Source organism: Amycolatopsis dendrobii (assembly GCF_014145675.1).
Taxonomy (GTDB): Bacteria; Actinomycetota; Actinomycetes; order Mycobacteriales; family Pseudonocardiaceae; genus Amycolatopsis; species Amycolatopsis dendrobii.
Window position 1 is genome coordinate 361,705 of sequence record NZ_JACGZW010000007.1, and the last position, 17,247, is coordinate 378,951.

The 17,247-nt window shown below is 67.5% G+C and carries 16 protein-coding genes; 10 read left to right on the plus strand and 6 right to left on the minus strand.

Translation table 11 applies throughout. The features are described 5' to 3' along the window. Window positions 1-136 precede the first annotated feature (136 nt). Genes H4281_RS22480 through H4281_RS22495 form a run of 4 tightly spaced genes read left to right on the plus strand, consistent with a single transcriptional unit; the run spans window position 137 to window position 3,253 of the window. Window positions 137-643: a PE domain-containing protein gene (locus H4281_RS22480; protein WP_182892896.1), complete on the plus strand. Its 507-nt coding sequence runs from the start codon at window positions 137-139 to the stop codon at window positions 641-643. After that, window positions 644-1,249 carry a DUF3558 domain-containing protein gene (locus tag H4281_RS22485; RefSeq protein WP_182892897.1) on the plus strand — a complete coding sequence of 202 codons (606 nt, stop codon included), beginning with the start codon at window positions 644-646 and terminating at the stop codon, window positions 1,247-1,249. A gap of 1 nt (window position 1,250) precedes the next feature. Beyond that, on the plus strand, window positions 1,251-2,477 hold the full coding sequence (locus H4281_RS46275; RefSeq protein WP_182892898.1) for a hypothetical protein: 1,227 nt from the start codon (window positions 1,251-1,253) through the stop codon (window positions 2,475-2,477). Between the two features lie 26 nt (window positions 2,478-2,503). Continuing rightward, the gene (locus H4281_RS22495) at window positions 2,504-3,253 is read left to right on the plus strand and encodes an ESX secretion-associated protein EspG (RefSeq protein ID WP_182892899.1); all 750 of its coding nucleotides are present in this window, start codon (window positions 2,504-2,506) and stop codon (window positions 3,251-3,253) included. Between the two features lie 540 nt (window positions 3,254-3,793). On the opposite strand, the gene H4281_RS22500 is transcribed toward H4281_RS22495, so the two are convergent. The 3 genes from H4281_RS22500 to H4281_RS22510 are packed head-to-tail and all read right to left on the minus strand — an operon-like array spanning window position 3,794 to window position 6,464. Beyond that, window positions 3,794-4,567 (minus strand): amino acid ABC transporter ATP-binding protein, encoded by a 774-nt coding sequence (locus H4281_RS22500; RefSeq protein WP_182892900.1) that lies wholly within the window; start codon window positions 4,565-4,567, stop codon window positions 3,794-3,796. Further along, a complete protein-coding gene (locus tag H4281_RS22505) occupies window positions 4,564-5,523 on the minus strand; it encodes an amino acid ABC transporter permease (RefSeq protein WP_182892901.1) in 960 nt (319 codons plus the stop codon). The genes H4281_RS22500 and H4281_RS22505 overlap by 4 nt, the downstream gene beginning before the upstream one ends. Before the next feature lie 23 nt (window positions 5,524-5,546). After that, window positions 5,547-6,464, minus strand: coding sequence for an ABC transporter substrate-binding protein (locus H4281_RS22510; protein WP_182892902.1), 918 nt, complete (start codon window positions 6,462-6,464; stop codon window positions 5,547-5,549). A gap of 166 nt (window positions 6,465-6,630) precedes the next feature. Here H4281_RS22510 and H4281_RS22515 point away from each other — a divergent pair, with 166 nt between their 5' ends. Genes H4281_RS22515 through H4281_RS22525 form a run of 3 tightly spaced genes read left to right on the plus strand, consistent with a single transcriptional unit; the run spans window position 6,631 to window position 10,095 of the window. Next, complete coding sequence (locus tag H4281_RS22515) at window positions 6,631-8,292, plus strand: circularly permuted type 2 ATP-grasp protein (RefSeq protein WP_037808973.1); 1,662 nt, start codon at window positions 6,631-6,633, stop codon at window positions 8,290-8,292. Window positions 8,293-8,308: 16 nt separating this feature from the next. Continuing rightward, window positions 8,309-9,256 (plus strand): alpha-E domain-containing protein, encoded by a 948-nt coding sequence (locus H4281_RS22520; protein WP_182893031.1) that lies wholly within the window; start codon window positions 8,309-8,311, stop codon window positions 9,254-9,256. Further along, complete coding sequence (locus H4281_RS22525; protein ID WP_182892903.1) at window positions 9,253-10,095, plus strand: transglutaminase family protein; 843 nt, start codon at window positions 9,253-9,255, stop codon at window positions 10,093-10,095. Before H4281_RS22520 ends, H4281_RS22525 begins: the two co-directional genes overlap by 4 nt. Here the strand turns inward: H4281_RS22525 and H4281_RS22530 are convergent, their stop codons facing one another. Together H4281_RS22530 and H4281_RS22535 are read right to left on the minus strand one after the other, a co-directional pair. Then, window positions 10,096-11,076 carry a FecCD family ABC transporter permease gene (locus H4281_RS22530; RefSeq protein WP_182892904.1) on the minus strand — a complete coding sequence of 327 codons (981 nt, stop codon included), beginning with the start codon at window positions 11,074-11,076 and terminating at the stop codon, window positions 10,096-10,098. Further along, window positions 11,073-12,089: a FecCD family ABC transporter permease gene (locus H4281_RS22535; protein WP_182892905.1), complete on the minus strand. Its 1,017-nt coding sequence runs from the start codon at window positions 12,087-12,089 to the stop codon at window positions 11,073-11,075. Before H4281_RS22535 ends, H4281_RS22530 begins: the two co-directional genes overlap by 4 nt. Before the next feature lie 62 nt (window positions 12,090-12,151). On the opposite strand from H4281_RS22535, the gene H4281_RS22540 reads away from it, so the two are divergent. Next, entirely contained in the window at window positions 12,152-13,165 is a 1,014-nt protein-coding gene (locus tag H4281_RS22540) for an ABC transporter substrate-binding protein (protein ID WP_182892906.1), read from the plus strand. Between the two features lie 94 nt (window positions 13,166-13,259). Here the strand turns inward: H4281_RS22540 and H4281_RS22545 are convergent, their stop codons facing one another. Beyond that, window positions 13,260-14,681 (minus strand): M20/M25/M40 family metallo-hydrolase, encoded by a 1,422-nt coding sequence (locus H4281_RS22545; RefSeq protein WP_182892907.1) that lies wholly within the window; start codon window positions 14,679-14,681, stop codon window positions 13,260-13,262. Window positions 14,682-15,042: 361 nt separating this feature from the next. On the opposite strand from H4281_RS22545, the gene pdhA reads away from it, so the two are divergent. After that, on the plus strand, window positions 15,043-16,248 hold the full coding sequence (gene pdhA / locus H4281_RS22550) for a pyruvate dehydrogenase (acetyl-transferring) E1 component subunit alpha (protein WP_182892908.1): 1,206 nt from the start codon (window positions 15,043-15,045) through the stop codon (window positions 16,246-16,248). Continuing rightward, window positions 16,248-17,240, plus strand: a complete 993-nt coding sequence (locus tag H4281_RS22555; protein ID WP_182892909.1) for an alpha-ketoacid dehydrogenase subunit beta — start codon at window positions 16,248-16,250, stop codon at window positions 17,238-17,240. Before pdhA ends, H4281_RS22555 begins: the two co-directional genes overlap by 1 nt. Window positions 17,241-17,247 lie beyond the last annotated feature (7 nt).

The window sequence follows — 17,247 nt, forward strand, 5'->3', positions numbered from 1 at the left end:
TCCACTGTCCGAGCGATCTCGCTGGAACCCGCCCTCCTGGGGTGGGCGTGACTGCTATGGTCACTTGCCGAAGCTGATCAAGAACAGAGGGTAGGCCGCCCCCGTGAAGCCGCGGCCCGTGCGGGGAGGCACGACAATGCCAGACGGAACGAACAGCGGACTGCAGGGCGTCCAGAACCAGCTCATCTCGACCGCCCCGACCGCTCCTCCGCCCGGATCCGGGCTCATCGCGGGAGCCAACGCGGCCACGCCACCACCACCTCCGCCGAATTTCGCGGCCCTCGGGTCAGGCCAGGCCAAAGCGGACTTCGCGGCGGCCGCGTCCAACGGCGGCTGGGAATTCAACCCAGAGGCGATGGACAAGGTGATCCAGCAGCTCGAGGACAGCCTCGACAACGAGTACTCGAGGGCCCGGACCATCGCGATTCAGTTCGCGCAACTCGGCCAGCCGGGTTCGGACACCGTCACGACGGCATACTCGAAGGCGGCGGATCGCGCGACCACCGCGTACAACGAATTTCTCCGCGGAACGGTCGACTACCTGGATTCTTATGTCCAAACCCTCAAAGACATCCGAACCGCTTACGTGAAGCAGGACCACGCCGCGATCGACGCGCTGCGCGGAACCCGAAAGGTCGACTGAATGCGAATTCGTCGCGTCTGCCAACTCGTGCTCGCCGGTGGGGGTGCGCTGCTGCTGGCGGCTTGCGGAGGCGGCTCGACCGGAGGACAACCGACCCCAGCGCCAGCCAGTTCCCAACCGGCAGAAGGCATGCTCGCCCCGAAGGTCGCAGTGCCGCTGACCAACACCGCCCCGTACGAAGCCGACCCCTGCTCCGCCCTCCCGACGTCCGAGGTGGAGAAGGCGGGCGGCAAGGTCAAAGGCACCTCTGTCGCTCAGTCGATCGTCGGCAAATCCTGTCAATGGACGTTCGACGGAGGCGGCGGCAACGTCAGTGCCGGCTTCTTCTCCGGGAACAAGCGCGGTCTCAACAGCCTCTACCTGGAGAACCAAGCAGGGAGGCTGACCACTTTCAAGCCGCACGCGCCGATCCTCGGGTATCCGTCGGTCGTCTACAGCAAGGGTGACGAAGGAACCGGCTCGTGCGCGCTGGCGGTAGGGGTGCGCGACGACCTCACCTACACCGTCAATACTCAGCTGCGGTCGGGAAGCCCCGCGGTAGCCGACCCGTGCGGCATGGCGGAGAAGCTGGCTGCCGCCGAGATCACCCGGCTGAAGGCAGGTTGAGGTGGCGGTCACCGGTCATGACATCTACAACCAGCTGCACAGCCCTGGCGACACGACCGGCCTGGACGCGATGGGCGGCGGATGCGGCGACCTCAAATCCATCCATAACGCGGTAGCCGCCAAGCTCACCGAAAGCCAAGCGGCGCTCAACTCCTTCTGGAAAGGGCAGGCCGCCGAGACCGGCAAGGCCGGGCTGGCCCCGTTGATCGCCACGTCGCACATCGCGGCGGAAAAGATGGACTCGATGCAGAAGTCCATCGCGGAGCAGTCGGCAGCGTTCAACTACGTGAAGAACGCTGTTGTACCCGTCGCGGAGACCAGGCCTGACGACCAGAAGCTCTCGGACTACGTTTCGCTCGGAGCGAGCGACGACGAGATCGCCGCCGCGGAGTTCGACGACAAGACCAAGAAGAACGTCGAGGCCTACGGCCAGTACCAGCTGAGCACCGATCCCCGAACCCAGACCATGCCCATGGACTATCCGGCCGCGCACGATCCGGATGTGTCCTCGACGGGCATTACCCCGGATCAGCCGACTCCCGGGACCGCGACCGGGCGGATCGGCTCCGGTATTGGCCACCATTCGTCCGGTGGCGGTTCGTCGCACAACTACGGCGGCGGCTACAGCAGCGGGCCCAGCGCCTACTCCGCTCCTCCCGGGGCGGCTGGCATGCAGGCGCCACCGCCGCCCGGGCATGGCGGGGTCGTGACTCCGCCCGTGTCGCCGCCTAATGACAGCACCAGGGCGGCTTGGGCTGATCCCACGCCGCCTCCGTCAACGCCTCCCACTTGGCAGCCGCCGTCCTCGTCTCCGGTTGGCGGGAATCCTGGGACGGGCGGGGTGAACGGCGGTTTCGGTCCGGTCAGCGGGTTCGGCGGCGGCTTCGGGCCGACCGCCGGCGGGAGTGGCAGTGGCGGGTTCGGCCCCGGCGGGTCCGGTTCCGGTGGCGCGGGCAGCAGTGCCGGACCGCGGGGTGTCGGAGGCGGTACTGGTGCCGGGGCGCTCGGCGAGAGTGCGGGTGCAGCGAGGCCTGGCGCGGGTGGTGCCGGCGCGGCCGGAGCGAAAGGTCAGCCCGGGATGGGCGGCATGGGCGGCGGCGGCAAGGGCGGCAAAGGCCCTGAGGACGAGGAACATCAGCGCAAAATCCTGCTGGCCGAAGAAGACCCGGATTCGATTTTCGGGGGTTACGACGGCAATCGGCCTACGCCGCCGGTTATCGGGGCCTAGCGGAATGGCGAGGGGAGGAAAAGCCGGTGCTGCGCAAGCCCGTTGAGCTGAGCCTGCAAACCTTCGAAGTGCTGCTGGAACGCCTGAACCTCGGCGACATCCATCCGACGCTGGTTCGCGGCGCTCTCTGGTACTCGCCGGAGGAAAGACGGCAACTGGCGGCTGACACCGACCGCGAACTGCATAATGTCGGGCTGATGCAGCGTGGACGGCTCAGCGACGAGTTCGTCGAGACGATGCATTTGCTGCAGCGTCCGGGTGTCGAGTACTACTCATGGGTGAAATCGGATCGTGGCGAGCGGACGGTGCGTGCCGCCGCGAGCGGCCGGGACGCGGCGACTGTCGTTGCGGTGAACCAGAAGTTGTACATCGCGCCGTGTTCGGCGGATACGTTGGTTCGGGAGTTCATCGCGCTGCTGCCGGAGGCTCAGGCTGCGCGGGTTCTTTCGCTTAACTGTTCCGACGAGGACCTCAACCTGGTCAAGAACGGCAGCCAGCCGTCTGGGCGGACGAGTCCGAGTGTTCGGGACGCCAAGCAGGTACTGCAGTGGCTTGACAAGCCGCACACGTACTTCGGGCGGCTGTACGTCGCGGTCCGGGACAGTCGCGGGAAGCGGCGGCGCAACGAGAATCCGCCGGGGTGGGCGGATATGGAGGAGGGGCGGATCCTGTTCGGGGTGGACAAGTCCGGATGGATCAGCTTGGCCGGGGCTGGGCCGCAGGAGATGGCGAAGAAGGTGCAGCAGTTGGAGAACGAGCTGCGTTCTGGACGGTGAGCTGCCCATCACCGCCGTTATCTAGCGCCGGGAATGCTCTGCCATCGCACGGTGCACCAGCCGTGCCTGCGCCCAATCGCCACCACTGCCGAGGTTGAGTCTGGCCCTTGCCGTGCCGTAAGCACGGCACAGGTGGAAGGGTTAGGGACCAAGGTCGTCAACGCCGCGATGGAGGGCGACCAGAGCGGGAAGAGTTGCGTGGACCTACGCCGGCGAGTACGGCACCGCCAACGCTGGCCTTGCTCCCGGCAACAAGGACGGCCTCAGCAGCCGGTACGCCAGCAGCGAAGACGGCACATTAGCTTCGCTCACCCCGCTGTCAGCTACGCGCAGGGAGGGGAGGGAGAAGGCGTCTGCACACTGGCAGCCGGAGTCCGGGACGATCTTCTCTTCACTGTGATTGCCCGGCTGGACACCGGAAATCCGCATTTTTCCAACCCGTCTCGGCCAAGATCGCCAGTTTCGGCATCCAGCACCTGAAATCCACACACCACTCATAAAAAGGGCCGCCCGGAGAATCTCCGGGCGGCCCCACGAACCTCAAGCGTTCGGGTTCAGCACCCGAGCCAAGAACGACTTCGTCCGTTCATGCTTCGGATCCCCGATCACCTCGTCCGGAGAACCAGACTCCACGACAACCCCGCCGTCCATGAAGAAGACCTTGTCGGCCACCTCGCGGGCGAACTGCATTTCGTGGGTTACCACGACCATCGTCATGCCGTCCTTGGCCAGTTGGCGCATGACGCCGAGGACGTCGCCCACCAACTCCGGGTCCAAAGCGGACGTCGGCTCGTCGAAGAGCATCAGCTTCGGTTGCATCGCCAGCGCTCGTGCGATGGCGACCCGTTGCTGCTGGCCGCCCGAAAGCTGGCCGGGGTAGGAACGGGCCTTGTCCGCCAGGCCGACGCGGTCCAGCAGTTCCAGAGCCCGTTCCCGGACCTGGCCCCGAGGCTCCCGGCGGACCTGGACCGGGGCCTCCATGACGTTTTCCAGCGCCGTCATGTGCGGGAACAAATTGAACCGCTGGAACACCATGCCGATGTTCTTGCGCTGCTCAGCGATTTCCTTGTCGCGCAGCTCGTGCAGCCTGCCGCCGCGTTCGCGGTAGCCGACTAGCACTCCGTCGACATACAGCCTGCCCGCGTCGATTTTCTCCAGGTGATTGATACAGCGCAGCAGGGTGGACTTGCCGGAACCGGACGGGCCGATCAGGCAGAGCACCTCTCGGTCGTGCACTTCCAGGTCGATGCCCTTCAGCACGTCGAGCGAGCCGAAGCTCTTGCACACCTTTTGCGCGGAAACGACGGGAGTCACTGCACGCTACCCCCGGATCCGCTGCCGCCACTGCCGAAGCGGAAGCCCAGCATTCGCGCTCCCCACTTGTTCTTCTGTGCGGTCGCCCGTGAGGTGCCGCGGGCGAAATACCGCTCGATGTAAACCTGCACGACCGTCAGCACCGACGTCATGAACAAATACCACGTCGCCGCGACGATCAGCAGCGGCACTGTCTTGTAGTTCTGCGAATAAATCGTCTGCGCCGACACGAACAGCTCGAAGTATCCGATGACGACGACCAGCGACGTGGTCTTCAACATCGAGATGGTCTCGTTGCCGGTGGGCGGGATGATCACCCGCATCGCCTGCGGCAGGATGATCCGGCGCAAGGTCTTGCCCCGGCTCATGCCCAGCGCGGACGACGCCTCCAGCTGACCGCTGTCGACGGACTGGAGGCCGCCGCGGACGATTTCCGCCATGTACGCCGCCTCGTTCAGGCCGAGGCCCAGCAACGAGGCGACGAACTGGTTGATCAGCGTGTTCGTGTCCCAGCTGATGAAGGTCGGCCCGAACGGGATGCCGAGGCCGATTTTCGGGTACGCCAGCGCCAGGAAGTTCCAGATCACCAGCTGAGCGATCAACGGCGTGCCGCGGAACAGCCAGATGTAGATCGACGCTGCGCCCGACATCAGCAGGTTCGGCGACAGGCGCATCACCGCGAGCAGTACGCCGCCGACAATGCCGATGAGCATCGAGAGCACCGTGAGCAGCAACGTGTTCCGCAGGCCGTTGAGAATCCGGTTGTCGAAGAGGTACTCGCCGACGACCGGCCACTGCAACGCGGAATTCGTGACGACGCTGCGGATCACGATGAACGCGACGAACACGATGATCACGCCGGCGATCCAGCGTCCGTAATGCCGGACCGGGACCGCCTTGATCGGGGTGGTGTCGACCTCCTGCCAGGAATCGGCGGGGCCGGGGGGAGTGGACACGAGTAACTAAGTCCTCAGTTTCGTCAGGAAGCGGACGGGTTGATCTCCGACTTGGTGATGGCACCGGAACCCGACAAGCCCCACTTGTCCAGGATCTTCTTGTAGATTCCGCTGTCGATCAGCTTCTGCACGGCGCCCTGCACGGCCTTGCCGAATTCGCCGCTGCCCTTCGGGAGCACGATCCCGTACGGCGCGGTGTCGTACGGCGCGCCCGCGGACTCCAGCTGACCGCTGGTCTGCTTCACCGCGTAGTCGATGACCGGCGAGTCGGCCAGTTCGGCCTGCACGCGCTTCGCGGTCAGCGCCAGGTTCACGTCGGTCTGCGCCTGGAACTGGGTGATGTTGATCGGCTGCTTGCCCGCCTTGGTGCACGCGGTGTTGCGCTTGCCGAGATCGTCGACCTGCGTGGTGCCCTTCTGCACGGCCACGTTCTTGCCGCACAGGTCGTCCACCGAGATTTTGTCCGGATTGCCCTTGAGCACCGCGAGCGAGGTGCCCGCGCTGTAGTACGAAATCATGTCGACGGTCTGCATCCGCTCGGCGTTGATCGTGAACGACGAGATGCCCATTTCGTACTTCTTCGCCGAAATACCGGGAATGATGCCGTCGAACGCCGAGTTCTGGAACTCCGTCTGCACGCCGAGCACCTGGCCGACCGCGGTGGCGAGGTCGACGTCGAAGCCGGTCGCCTTGCCGTTCTCGACGAATTCGTTCGGCGGGTAGGTCTGGTCCTGCCCGATCACGATCTTGCCGTCGGCCTTGATGTCGGCGGGCACCATCGCGGCCAGCGCCGCGTCCTTCTGCGCGGTCGGCGCGCTTTCGGCTCCGCCGGGAGCCTGGCTGGAACCCGCGTCGGTGCCGCCAGATCCGTTGCCGCCCGCGCCGCACGCCATCGTCATGCCGACCAGCGCGAAAGCGGGGAGAAGGGCGAGTGCCTTCATTTGCTGTCCTCGGGCCACTTCGTCACTCCTCGTAGTTCTCAAGGGCTGAGAGCTGGCATATTGCCACTCGGAAGCGGGTATGCACAGCACTGGTGCGTCACGGGGAAGTTTCGCACAGGACTTGCCGGAAGACGGGTGTCACGGCCGCTCGGCGCGGTAAGTCAGGATGTCTCCCATGAACAGCAACCCCGGTCCCCGGCTGCCGCCAGCCGGACGACGTGCGCGAACGGTGAAAGGCCGCCGCGCGGCCCGGCCCGGCGCGCAGTTCGACGGCTACCTCGCCCCGGAGCGGCCGCACGCCGGCGCGTACGACGAGATGTTCGCGCCCGACGGCACGGTTCGCGGCCCGTATCGCGCGCTGTACGGCTCGATCGCCGCGCTCGACGCCAGCGACCTCACCAATCGCTCGCAGGCGCTCGACCGGGCGATGGTGGACCAGGGGATCACGTTCTCGCTGTCCGGCCAGGAACGGCCGTTTCCGCTCGACCTCGTGCCCCGCGTCATCCAGGCGACCGAATGGTCCCGGCTCGAACGCGGCGTGACACAGCGTGTCCGGGCGCTGGAGGCGTTCCTCGCCGACGTCTACGGCGACCGGCAGATCCTGCGCGACGGCGTCCTGCCGCGCAGGCTGATCACCTCGTGCGAGCACTTCCACCGCGAGGCATACGGGATCAAACCGCCCAACGGCGTGCGGATCCACGTCTCCGGCGTCGACCTCGTCCGCGACGAAGAGGGCACGTTTCGCGTCCTGGAGGACAATCTCCGCAACCCGTCCGGCGTGTCCTACGTGATGGAGAACCGGCGCACGATGGCGCGCGTGTTCCCGGACCTGTTCGCGCGACACCGGGTCCGGCCGGTCGGTGACTACGCGTCACATCTGCTTCGCGCACTGCGAGCGGCGGCCGCGCCGAACGTCGCCGACCCGATGGTCGTCGTGCTCACCCCCGGCGTCTACAACTCGGCCTACTTCGAGCATTCGCTGCTCGCCCGGCTGATGGGCGTCGAGCTGGTCGAGGGCCGCGACATGTTCTGCCGCGACAACGTGGTCTACCTGCGCACCACCGAGGGCGAACGCCAGGTCGACGTCATCTACCGGCGGATCGACGACGAGTTCCTCGACCCGGTGCACCACCGGCCGGATTCGGTGCTGGGCGTCGCGGGCATCCTCAACGCGGCTCGCGCGGGCAACGTGGTGGTGGCGAACGCGGTCGGCAACGGCGTCGGCGACGACAAGCTCGTCTACACCTACGTGCCGGAAATGGTGCGCTACTACCTGAACGAGAAACCCATCCTGCCCAATGTGGACACTTTCCGGTGCTGGCTGCCGGACGAGTTCGACCACGTCATGCAGCACGCCGACGAATTGGTGATCAAACCGGTCGAGGGCTCCGGCGGATACGGCATCGTCTTCGGACCGGACGCGTCCAAAAAGGAGCTCGACGCGTTGCGCCGAAAGGTGCGCGCGAACCGGCGCGGCTGGATCGCGCAGCCGGTGGTGCAGCTGTCGACCGTTCCGTCCAAGGTGGACGACCGACTCGCGCCGCGACACGTGGACCTGCGGCCGTTCGCGGTCAACGACGGCAAGGAGATCTTCGTGCTGCCCGGCGGGCTCACCCGGGTCGCACTGCCCGAGGGCAGCCTCGTGGTGAACTCGTCGCAGGGCGGCGGTTCGAAGGACACCTGGGTGCTCGCTTCGCGGTCCTCGACCTCCGAGCAGGAACTCGACCGTCCCGCGCTCGGTGACGTGTCCGTTGTGGACGGTGTCGCCGCGGAACAGGGCCCGGAACTGTCCACGTCGCAGCAGCAACAACAGCAACAGCAGAGCTGAGGGAGGGAAATCCATGATGCTGGCCCGCAACGCGGAGTCGCTGTACTGGATCGGCCGTTACGTCGAACGCGCCGACGACACCTCCCGCATCCTGAACGTTTCGGTGCATCAGCTGCTGGAAGACGCGAGCGTCGATCCGGACCACGTCAGCCGTCAGCTGCTCGCCGTGCTCGGCATCCCGTTCGACGCGGGTGACGCGCTCGACGTGTGGAAGCTGACCGAACTGGTCGCCTACGCGAAGGACAATCCGTCGTCCATCGTCGGTTCGATCAACTCCGCGCGCGAGAACACCCGCGGCGCGCGCGAGGTCGTTTCGACCGAGCTGTGGGAATGCCTGAATGCGACCTGGAACGCGGTGCCCGACCGGCAGCGTTACGCCCGCCGCGCCGGACCGCACGCCTTCTTGTCCTTTGTGGAGGAACGGGCGGCGATGTTCGCCGGGCTCGCCGATTCCACGATGAGCCGCGACGACGGCTGGCTGTTCCTGGTGCTCGGCCGATCGGTTGAACGTGCGGACATGGTGGTGCGGCTGCTGCTTTCGCGGGTTTCCGACCGCGCGTCGTCGCCGGGGTGGATGACCGTGCTTCGCTCAGCGGGTGCGCAGGACACCTATCTGCGCACCAATCGCGGCGCACTCGACGCGGCGCGCGTGGTGCAATTCCTGCTCCGGGACACGTTGTTCCCGCGTTCGGTCTTCCACGCGTTGCGCCAGGCGGAGGATTGTTTACGCCAGCTCGATCCGGGAATCAACGCTCGGGGCAACGAAAAGTCCGAGGCCGTCCGGCTGCTCGGCCGCGCCCGCAGCGAGCTGGAATTCCTCCACCCCGCGGCACTGCTGGACGACCTGCCGCGCCGGCTGCGCGGATTGCAGGAAGCGATCAAGGAAATCGGGGAAGCGGTGTCCATGCAGTACTTCCACACGTCGCCGTGGGTGGCGTGGAGCGGTGCGGAGGTGTCCCTGTGACCTGGCAATTGCGGGTGACGCACCGGACCGGCTACCGGTACGCGACACCGGCCACCCAGTCGTACAACGAAGCCCGGCTCACCCCGCGCTCGGACCGGCGGCAGACCACTTTGGCCACCCGCATCGAAACCTCGCCAGCCACCCGGGCTTATCGCTACACCGATTACTGGGGCACCGACGTCACCTCGTTCGACCTGCACGCGCCGCACACCGAGTTCACCGTGCTCGCGACGTCGGTGGTGGAGACCGCCGACGAAGCCGAACCGGTGCGTTCGGCGACGTGGAAGGACCTGCAGAGCGAGACCGTCCGCGATCAGCGCACGGAGTATTTGACGCCGACGCCGTACACGCCGAACGACCAGGAACTGTCCAAACAGGCCCGAGCGCTGCGCAAGGGATTGGACCCGGCGGACGCGGTGCTCGCGATCTGCGGCTGGGTGAACGAGCAGTTGAAATACCAGCCGGGCACCACCGGCGTGCACAGCACGGCGACCGATTCGTGGCGGGCGCGCGAGGGCGTGTGCCAGGACTTCGCGCACGTCACGCTGGTGATGCTGCGGGCGATCGGCATCCCGGCCCGGTACTGCTCGGGGTACCTGCACACCAAACCGGAGGCCAAGCTCGGCGAGAAGGTGGAGGGCGAGAGCCACGCCTGGGTCGACGTGTGGACCGGCGGCTGGTGGGCGCACGATCCGACGAACGCGATCCCGGTCGGGCCGCGGCACGTGTGGGTCGCGACCGGCCGGGATTACGCGGATGTGGCTCCGCTGAAGGGGATCTTCACCGGGGCCAGCCAGTCCACTTTGGATGTTTCGGTGGAACTGACCCGGATGGCTTGATCACGCGGTCTGGCGGCGCCGGGAAACTGTCAACAGCCACAACAGATACCCGCCGCCCAACGCGGCCGCGACGACGCCCACCGGCAGCAGCGAAGCGTCCAGCACCCGCTGGCCCACGAAGTCCGCCGCCAGCACCAGCACCGCGCCCATCGCCGCGGAGGCGAGCAGGTTCGGGCCTGGTCGACGGGTCAGGCGGCGAGCGAGTTGCGGCGCGGCAAGGGCGACGAACGGGATCGGCCCGGCCGCGGCGGTCGCGGAAGCGGCCAAAGCCACTGCGGCCAACAGCACCACCGCGCGCACTCGTGGCACCGCGACCCCGACGGCGACCGCCGCGTCGTCGCCCATTTCCAGCATTCGCAGCGCGGGCTGGTGCACGAAGATGAACGGCGCGAGCACCACGACGGCCAGGCACAGCGGGATGAAGTAGTTCCAGTCGCGGCCAGCAAGATCACCGGTCAGCCAGCCGACCGCCTGTGCCGCGGCTTCGAGTTTCGCTTGCACCAGCAGATAACCGTTCACCCCGGCCAGCACCGCGCTCACCGCGATGCCCAGCAGCACCAGCCGTGAGCTGAGCAAACCGTGCGGGGCGCACAGCGCGGTGACCAGCAACGCGGTGAGCAGGCCGCCCGCGACCGCGCCGACCGACACCAGGCCGGGGCCCGCGCCGAACAGCAGGATCATCATGATCCCGCCAGTCGCCGAGCCGGTGGTGAAGCCGATGATGTCCGGGCTGCCGAGCGGATTCCGGGTCACCGTCTGGAAAACCGTCCCTGCCAGCGCGAGCGCGACGCCGACGAAGATCGCCACCAACGCGCGCGGCAGGCGACCGGTGACCACCAGGTACTGCGCCTTCGTGCCGGATCCGGCGAGCGTGCGCAGGACTTCGAGCGGCGACATCTCGTAATCGCCGGTGCCCACGGCGAGCACCAGAAGCACCGCCGCCACCAGCGCCAGCAAACCGACGACCAGCCACGTCCTCATCGCCGCACCGCCTTCAGCCGCCGCGCCACGATCACGAAGGCGACGCCGCCGATCACGTCCGTCATCAGGCCCACCTGGATTTCGCCATTCCCGCCGAGCAGCCGCCCGAGCACGTCGCAGCCGAGCAGCAGCACCGGCCCGAGCAGCGCGGACAACGGCAGCACCCACCGTTCGTCCTGGCCGACCAGCGCGCGCACGACGTGCGGGATCATCAGCCCGACGAACGCGATGGGTCCGCACGCCGCGGTCGCCGTCGCGGAGAGCAGGCCGACCGCGATCATGCCGACCGCGCGGGTCAGCGCCGGGTTCGCGCCGAGGCCGCGCGCGCTGTCGTCGCCGAGCGCGACCGCGTTGAGCGGCCGGGCGAGCACTCCCGCGACCACCAGCGCGGCCAGGAAGAACGGCAGCAGTCCCGCCAGACTGCCGAGGTTCCGGTTCACCAGCGAGCCGACGAGCCAGTACCGCATCTGGTCGAGGCTGTGCGTGTTGATCATCTGCATGCCCTGGTTGATCCCGACGAACACGGCCTGGACCGCGACGCCCGCGAGCACCAGCCGCAGCGGGCTCACCGACCCGCCGATCACCGTGACCAGGACCGTTCCGGCCAGCGCGCCGAAAAACGCGAACCACACCAGTTGCTGCGGCGAAGACACCGAGAACACCGCGCCGCCCAGGACGATCGCTACCGCCGCGCCGTGGTTGATGCCGAGCAGGCCGGGGTCGGCGACCGGGTTGCGGGTGATCGCCTGCAGCAGCGCGCCGGCCAGCCCGAGCCCGACGCCGACGGCGAGGCCGAGCAGCGTCCGCGGCAGCCGGTCGTCGCGGATGACGACGTCGGAGAACGTGCCGCTGTAGGAGAACAAGGCGTGCCACACGCTGCCGAGCGGCAACCGGTTGGAGCCGAAGGCGATGGACAGCACCACCACCGCGACGAGTGCGACGAGCGCCGCGACCAGGACTGTCGCGCGGACGCCCCAGCGCCGGGATGTGACGCGCTCCCCAAGCAGGACCATGGCGTTAACCCTAAGGCAAGGCTAACCTCAGGCGGTACCTCACCCGATCCTCCGGAGTTCCGATGACCCTCTCACCGGCGCGGCTGTCCCGCCGCGGCTTTCTCGCAGGCACCGCCGCCGCGGGCACCCTCGGCCTGCTGAGCGCCTGCGGGTACAAAGACGACCAGCCCGCTGCCGGCGACGGCGCGACGTGGTCCTTCACCGACGACCGCGGCCGCAAGCTCGACGGCAAGCGTCCCGAACGGATCGTCGCACAGGTGACCGCGGCGGCCGCGCTGTGGGACTTCGGGGTGAAATCGGTGGGCATCTTCGGCCCGTCGAAGCTCCCGGACGGCAAGACCGATCCGCAGGCGGGCGGCGTCGACCTGAAATCGGTGACCTCGCTGGGCAACGTCTGGAACGAGTTCAACTTCGACAAGTTCGTCTCGCTGAACCCGCAACTGCTGGTCAGCGTGATCTACCTGAAGCAGCAGATGTGGTACGTGCCAGACACCTTGGCGGACAAGGTGGACAAGGCCGCGCCGAGTGTCGGCATCGGACTGCAGGACATCTCGATGCCGCAGGGGATCGCGAAGTTCGAGGCGCTGGCCAAGGCGCTCGGTGCGAACGTCGCGACGCCGGAGATCCAGCAGGCCAAGGAAAAGTACGAGGCTGCGGACGCCAAGTTCGCCGACGCGGTGAAGAAGACGGCCGGGCTGAAGGTCGTGCTGCTGTCCGCGCAGAAGGACACGGTGTACGTGGCCAATCCGGCGAAGTTCGCGACCTCGAAGCACTACCAGGACAAGGGGATGCAGTTCGTCCTGCCGGAGAAGCCCGACGAGAGCCAGGGCGGCTACTACGAACAGGTGAGCTGGGAGAACGTCGGCAAATACTCGGCCGACGTGATCATGTACGACTCGCGCGGCGGTTCGCTGTCGCTCGGCCCGGACGGGCTCGGCGGCGTCCCGACCTGGCAGCAATTGCCCGCGGTGAAGGCGGGCAAGCTGATCCCGTGGAACAACGAGACGCCGTTCTCGTACCAGCGGTTCGCGCCCGAGCAGACCCGCATCGCCGACGCCCTCGCCAAGCTGGCCTAAAGCACCCCAATGTGGCATTGGGTGCATGTGACGCACCCAATGTGGCATTGGGTGCGTGAGATGCACCCAATGCCACATTGGGGCGTTCGCCAGGTCAGCTGCGGGCGTGCGCGTCCAGCACGTGCGCCACCGCTTCGGTGACCTGCTGGGCGTAGTCCAGGTTCAGCCACTCGTCCGGCACATGGATGTTCGAATCCGCCCCGCACGCGCCGGTGACCAGGAACTGCGCCTCCGGGTACTTCTCGCCGAGCATGCCCATGAACGGGATCGTCCCGCCCATGCCCGTGGCGCGGTGCGGACGGCCGAACACCTCGTCGTCGACCCGGCGCAGCGCGTCGGTCAGCCACGCGGCTTCCTCCGGCGCGTTCCAGCCGTTCTCGGCCTGCTGGCCGTCGGCGATGGTGACCTTCGCGCCGTACGGAACGTCCGTGGTGAGCACGCGCTTGATCGCCGCCAGCGCGTCGTCCGCGACCGCGGTCGGCGGCAGGCGGAAGCTGAGCGTGAGCGTGGTGCTCTGCCGCAGCACGTTGCCTGCCTCGGCGGGCTTCGGAAGTCCTTCGCCGCCGATGATCGACAGCGTCGGCCGCCAATAGTTGTTCAGCAGCAGCTCAAGCGCGTCCTCCGACACCGTCTTTCCGCCGCTCACCAACGGGAACGCGGTGCGCAGCGCATCCGGGGCCACCTCCGCGACCGCCTCGATCTCGGCCCGGCGGCTGGCCGGCACCTCGACGTTCAGCTCGGACAGCTTGATCTCGCCGGTTTCCGCGTTCTCGATCCGCTCCAGCAGCTGCCGCAGCACGCGGAACGAGCTGGCGACGACACCGCTGGCCAGCCCGGAGTGCTGTGCGGTGGCGAGCAGTTGGACGTTGACCGTCAGGTGCACCATGCCGCGCAGGCTCGTGGTGAGCCACAGCCGCTCGTAGTCCATGCCGCCCGCGTCGAGGCAGACGACGAGGCCGACTTCGCCGAGCCGTGCGCTCAAGTGCTCCAGGTAGGCGGGCAGGTCCGGACTGCCGGATTCCTCGCCGGTTTCCAGCAGCAGCGCGATTCGCGCGTGCTCGCCGCCTGCGGCGTGCACCGCTTCCAGCGCGGCACTGGCCGCGTACCCGGAGTAGCCGTCGTCGACCGAACCGCGGCCGTACAGCCGCCCGTCGCGGATCACCGGGGTCCACGGGTCGAGGCCCTCGGACCAGCCGCCGACCGGAGGCTGCTTGTCCAAGTGGCCGTACATCAGGACCGTGCCCTTGCCGGTCGCGCCCGGGGTGGCCGGCACGTCGACGTACAGCAGCGGGGAACGGCCTCCCAGCTCGACGACCTCGATCCGCGCGCCCGGCAGGTCGCGCCCTTCGAGGTAGCTCTTGACGTGCTGGACAGCGGCGGCGAGATGCCCGGTCGACGCCCAGTCCGCGTCGAACGCCGGGGACAGCGCGGGGATCGCGACCAGACCGGACAGGCTCGGCGTGACGTCGTTGATCCACGTCGAGACCACGGATTCGCGTACGGATTTTTGTTCCACAGCGCCATCTTGCCACGGTGACCGACGTCACCGGCACGAGTGAACGTCGTGAGTGCGCAGTCCGCTCGGCCGCGCCAGTGCCGCCGGCGAGGGCAGGTAGGACGCGGGATGGCCGCCCGACCATCGCCTCTCCCATACTCGGGCTTCCAAACGTTTCCCCTGTTCAGCGAGGTTTTCTCAGCAACAAATCAGCAACTGCGGCTCTCCATCGGAGCAATTCTCGTGCCAGGATGTGGCCACGAACCGTCAACGCCGACGGTGACCGGGGTGCCTCGGACCCGAGGCGCCGGTCCCCGCCGGTGCAGTCGCTGTGGCCGCCACAAGCGGCCGTCAGAGGCGCCGACACCGAGGAGAACAGCTCATGCCGTCCGAACAGTGGACGCACCCGGAACCTGGAGACGGCCCGGCCGCCGTAGCGGCCCAGCCTTCCCCCGAACAGGTGATCGCCGGTTTGCGAGCGACAAGTGAAGGTGGCGCTGAGCTCACTCAGCTGCTCACCCCCGAGGGCCAGCGGGTCCCGTCCGAGCGGTTCGACCGCTACGTCGAGGACGTGGACGACGAAACGCTGAAGAACCTCTACCGCGACATGGTGCTGGTGCGCCGCGCGGACCGCGAGGCCAACGCGATGCAGCGCCAGGGGCAGCTGGGCATCTGGGTGCCGCTGCTCGGCCAGGAAGCCGCGCAGGTCGGGTCCGGTCGCGCGCTGCAGCCCCGCGACATGGCGTTCCCGAGCTACCGCGAGCACGGCGTCGCGTACACGCGCGGCATCGACATGCGCGACCTGATCGGGATTTTCCGGTGCACTGACCACAGCGGCTGGGACTACCAGGCCCACCGGTTCCACCCGTACACCATCGTGATCGGCAACCAGGTGCTCAACGCGGCCGGTTATGCGATGGGCCAGAAGTTCGAGGGCAAGGTTGGCGACGAGGGTGGCGAGGCCACCATCTGTTACTTCGGTGACGGCGCGACTTCGCAGGGCGACGTCCACGAAGGATTCGTCTGGGCAGCGGTGTACGACGCCCCGCTGGTCTTCTTCTGCCAGAACAACCAGTGGGCGATTTCCGAGCCGACCGAACGCCAGTCGCGGCTGCCGCTGTACCAGCGCGCCCGCGGTTACGGCTTCCCCGGCATCCGCGTGGACGGCAACGACGTCCTCGCCTGTCTCGCGGTCACCCGCTGGGCGCTGGAGGAATGCCGGCACGGCAACGGCCCGGTCCTGATCGAGGCGTTCACCTACCGGATGGACGCGCACACCACGACCGACGACCCCACCCGCTACCGGCTCTCGGACGAGCTGGAGGAGTGGAAGCTCAAGGACCCGATCGAGCGCGTCCGCGCGTTCCTGGCCCGCGGCGGACACGCCGACCAGGCCTTCTTCGACAGCGTCCAGGCCGAGGCGGACCAGTTCGCCGCTGAGCTGCGCGACTACACGTTCAACATGCCGGAGCCGCCGCCGGATCGGGTGTTTTCCCAGGTGTACGCAGAACCTTCGCCGGTGCTGGAAGCGCAGCGCGAGGAGTATCTGTCCTATCTCGACGGTTTCGCGGCGGCAGGTGAGCACTGATGACTGACTTGCAGAAGCTCACCATCGGCAAGGCGCTCAACCTCGGTCTCCGTCGCGCGATGGAGGAGGACCCGAAGGTCCTGATCATGGGGGAGGACGTCGGCAAGCTCGGCGGCGTCTTCCGGATCACCGACGGGCTGCAGAAGGACTTCGGCGAGCAGCGCGTGCTGGACACGCCGCTGGCCGAATCGGGCATCATCGGCACCGCGGTCGGCCTCGCCGTGCGCGGTTTCCGGCCGGTGTGCGAAATCCAGTTCGAAGGCTTCATCTTCCCCGGCTTCGACCAGATTTCCTCGCAGCTGGCGAAACTGCACTACCGCACGCAGGGCAAGGTCAAGATGCCCGTCGTGATCCGGGTGCCCTTCGGCGGCGGGATCGGCGCGGTGGAGCACCACTCGGAATCGCCGGAATCGCTGTTCTCGCACATCGCCGGGCTCAAGGTGGTGTCGATTTCGAACGCGGTGGACGCCTACTGGGGCATCCAGGAGGCGATCCGTTCGGACGACCCGATCCTCTTCTTCGAGCCCAAGAAGCTGTACCACTCGGGCGCGCTGAAGATGGAGGTCGACACCTCGACGGCACCGTCGCGGGTGTTCGCGTCGCAGGTGGTGCGCGCGGGCACGGACGCCACCGTGGTCGCGTACGGCCCGTCGGTGAAGGTGGCACTCGACGCCGCCACTGCCGCCGAGGCCGAGGGCAAGTCGCTGGAAGTCATCGACCTGCGCACGCTCTCGCCGCTCGACCTGGGGCCGGTGTTCGAATCGGTCCGCAAGACCGGACGGCTCATCGCGGTCAGCGAAGCGCCGTCGGAATCCTCGCTGACCTCGGAGATCGCGGCCCGGGTCCAGCAGGAATGCTTCTACTCCCTTGAGTCCCCCGTCCTGCGCGTGACCGGATTCGACACGCCGTACCCGCCTGCGAAGCTCGAGGAGCACTATCTCCCCGACCTCGACCGGGTCCTGCACGCTGTCGACCGATCTCTCGCCTGGTAAGGGGGTT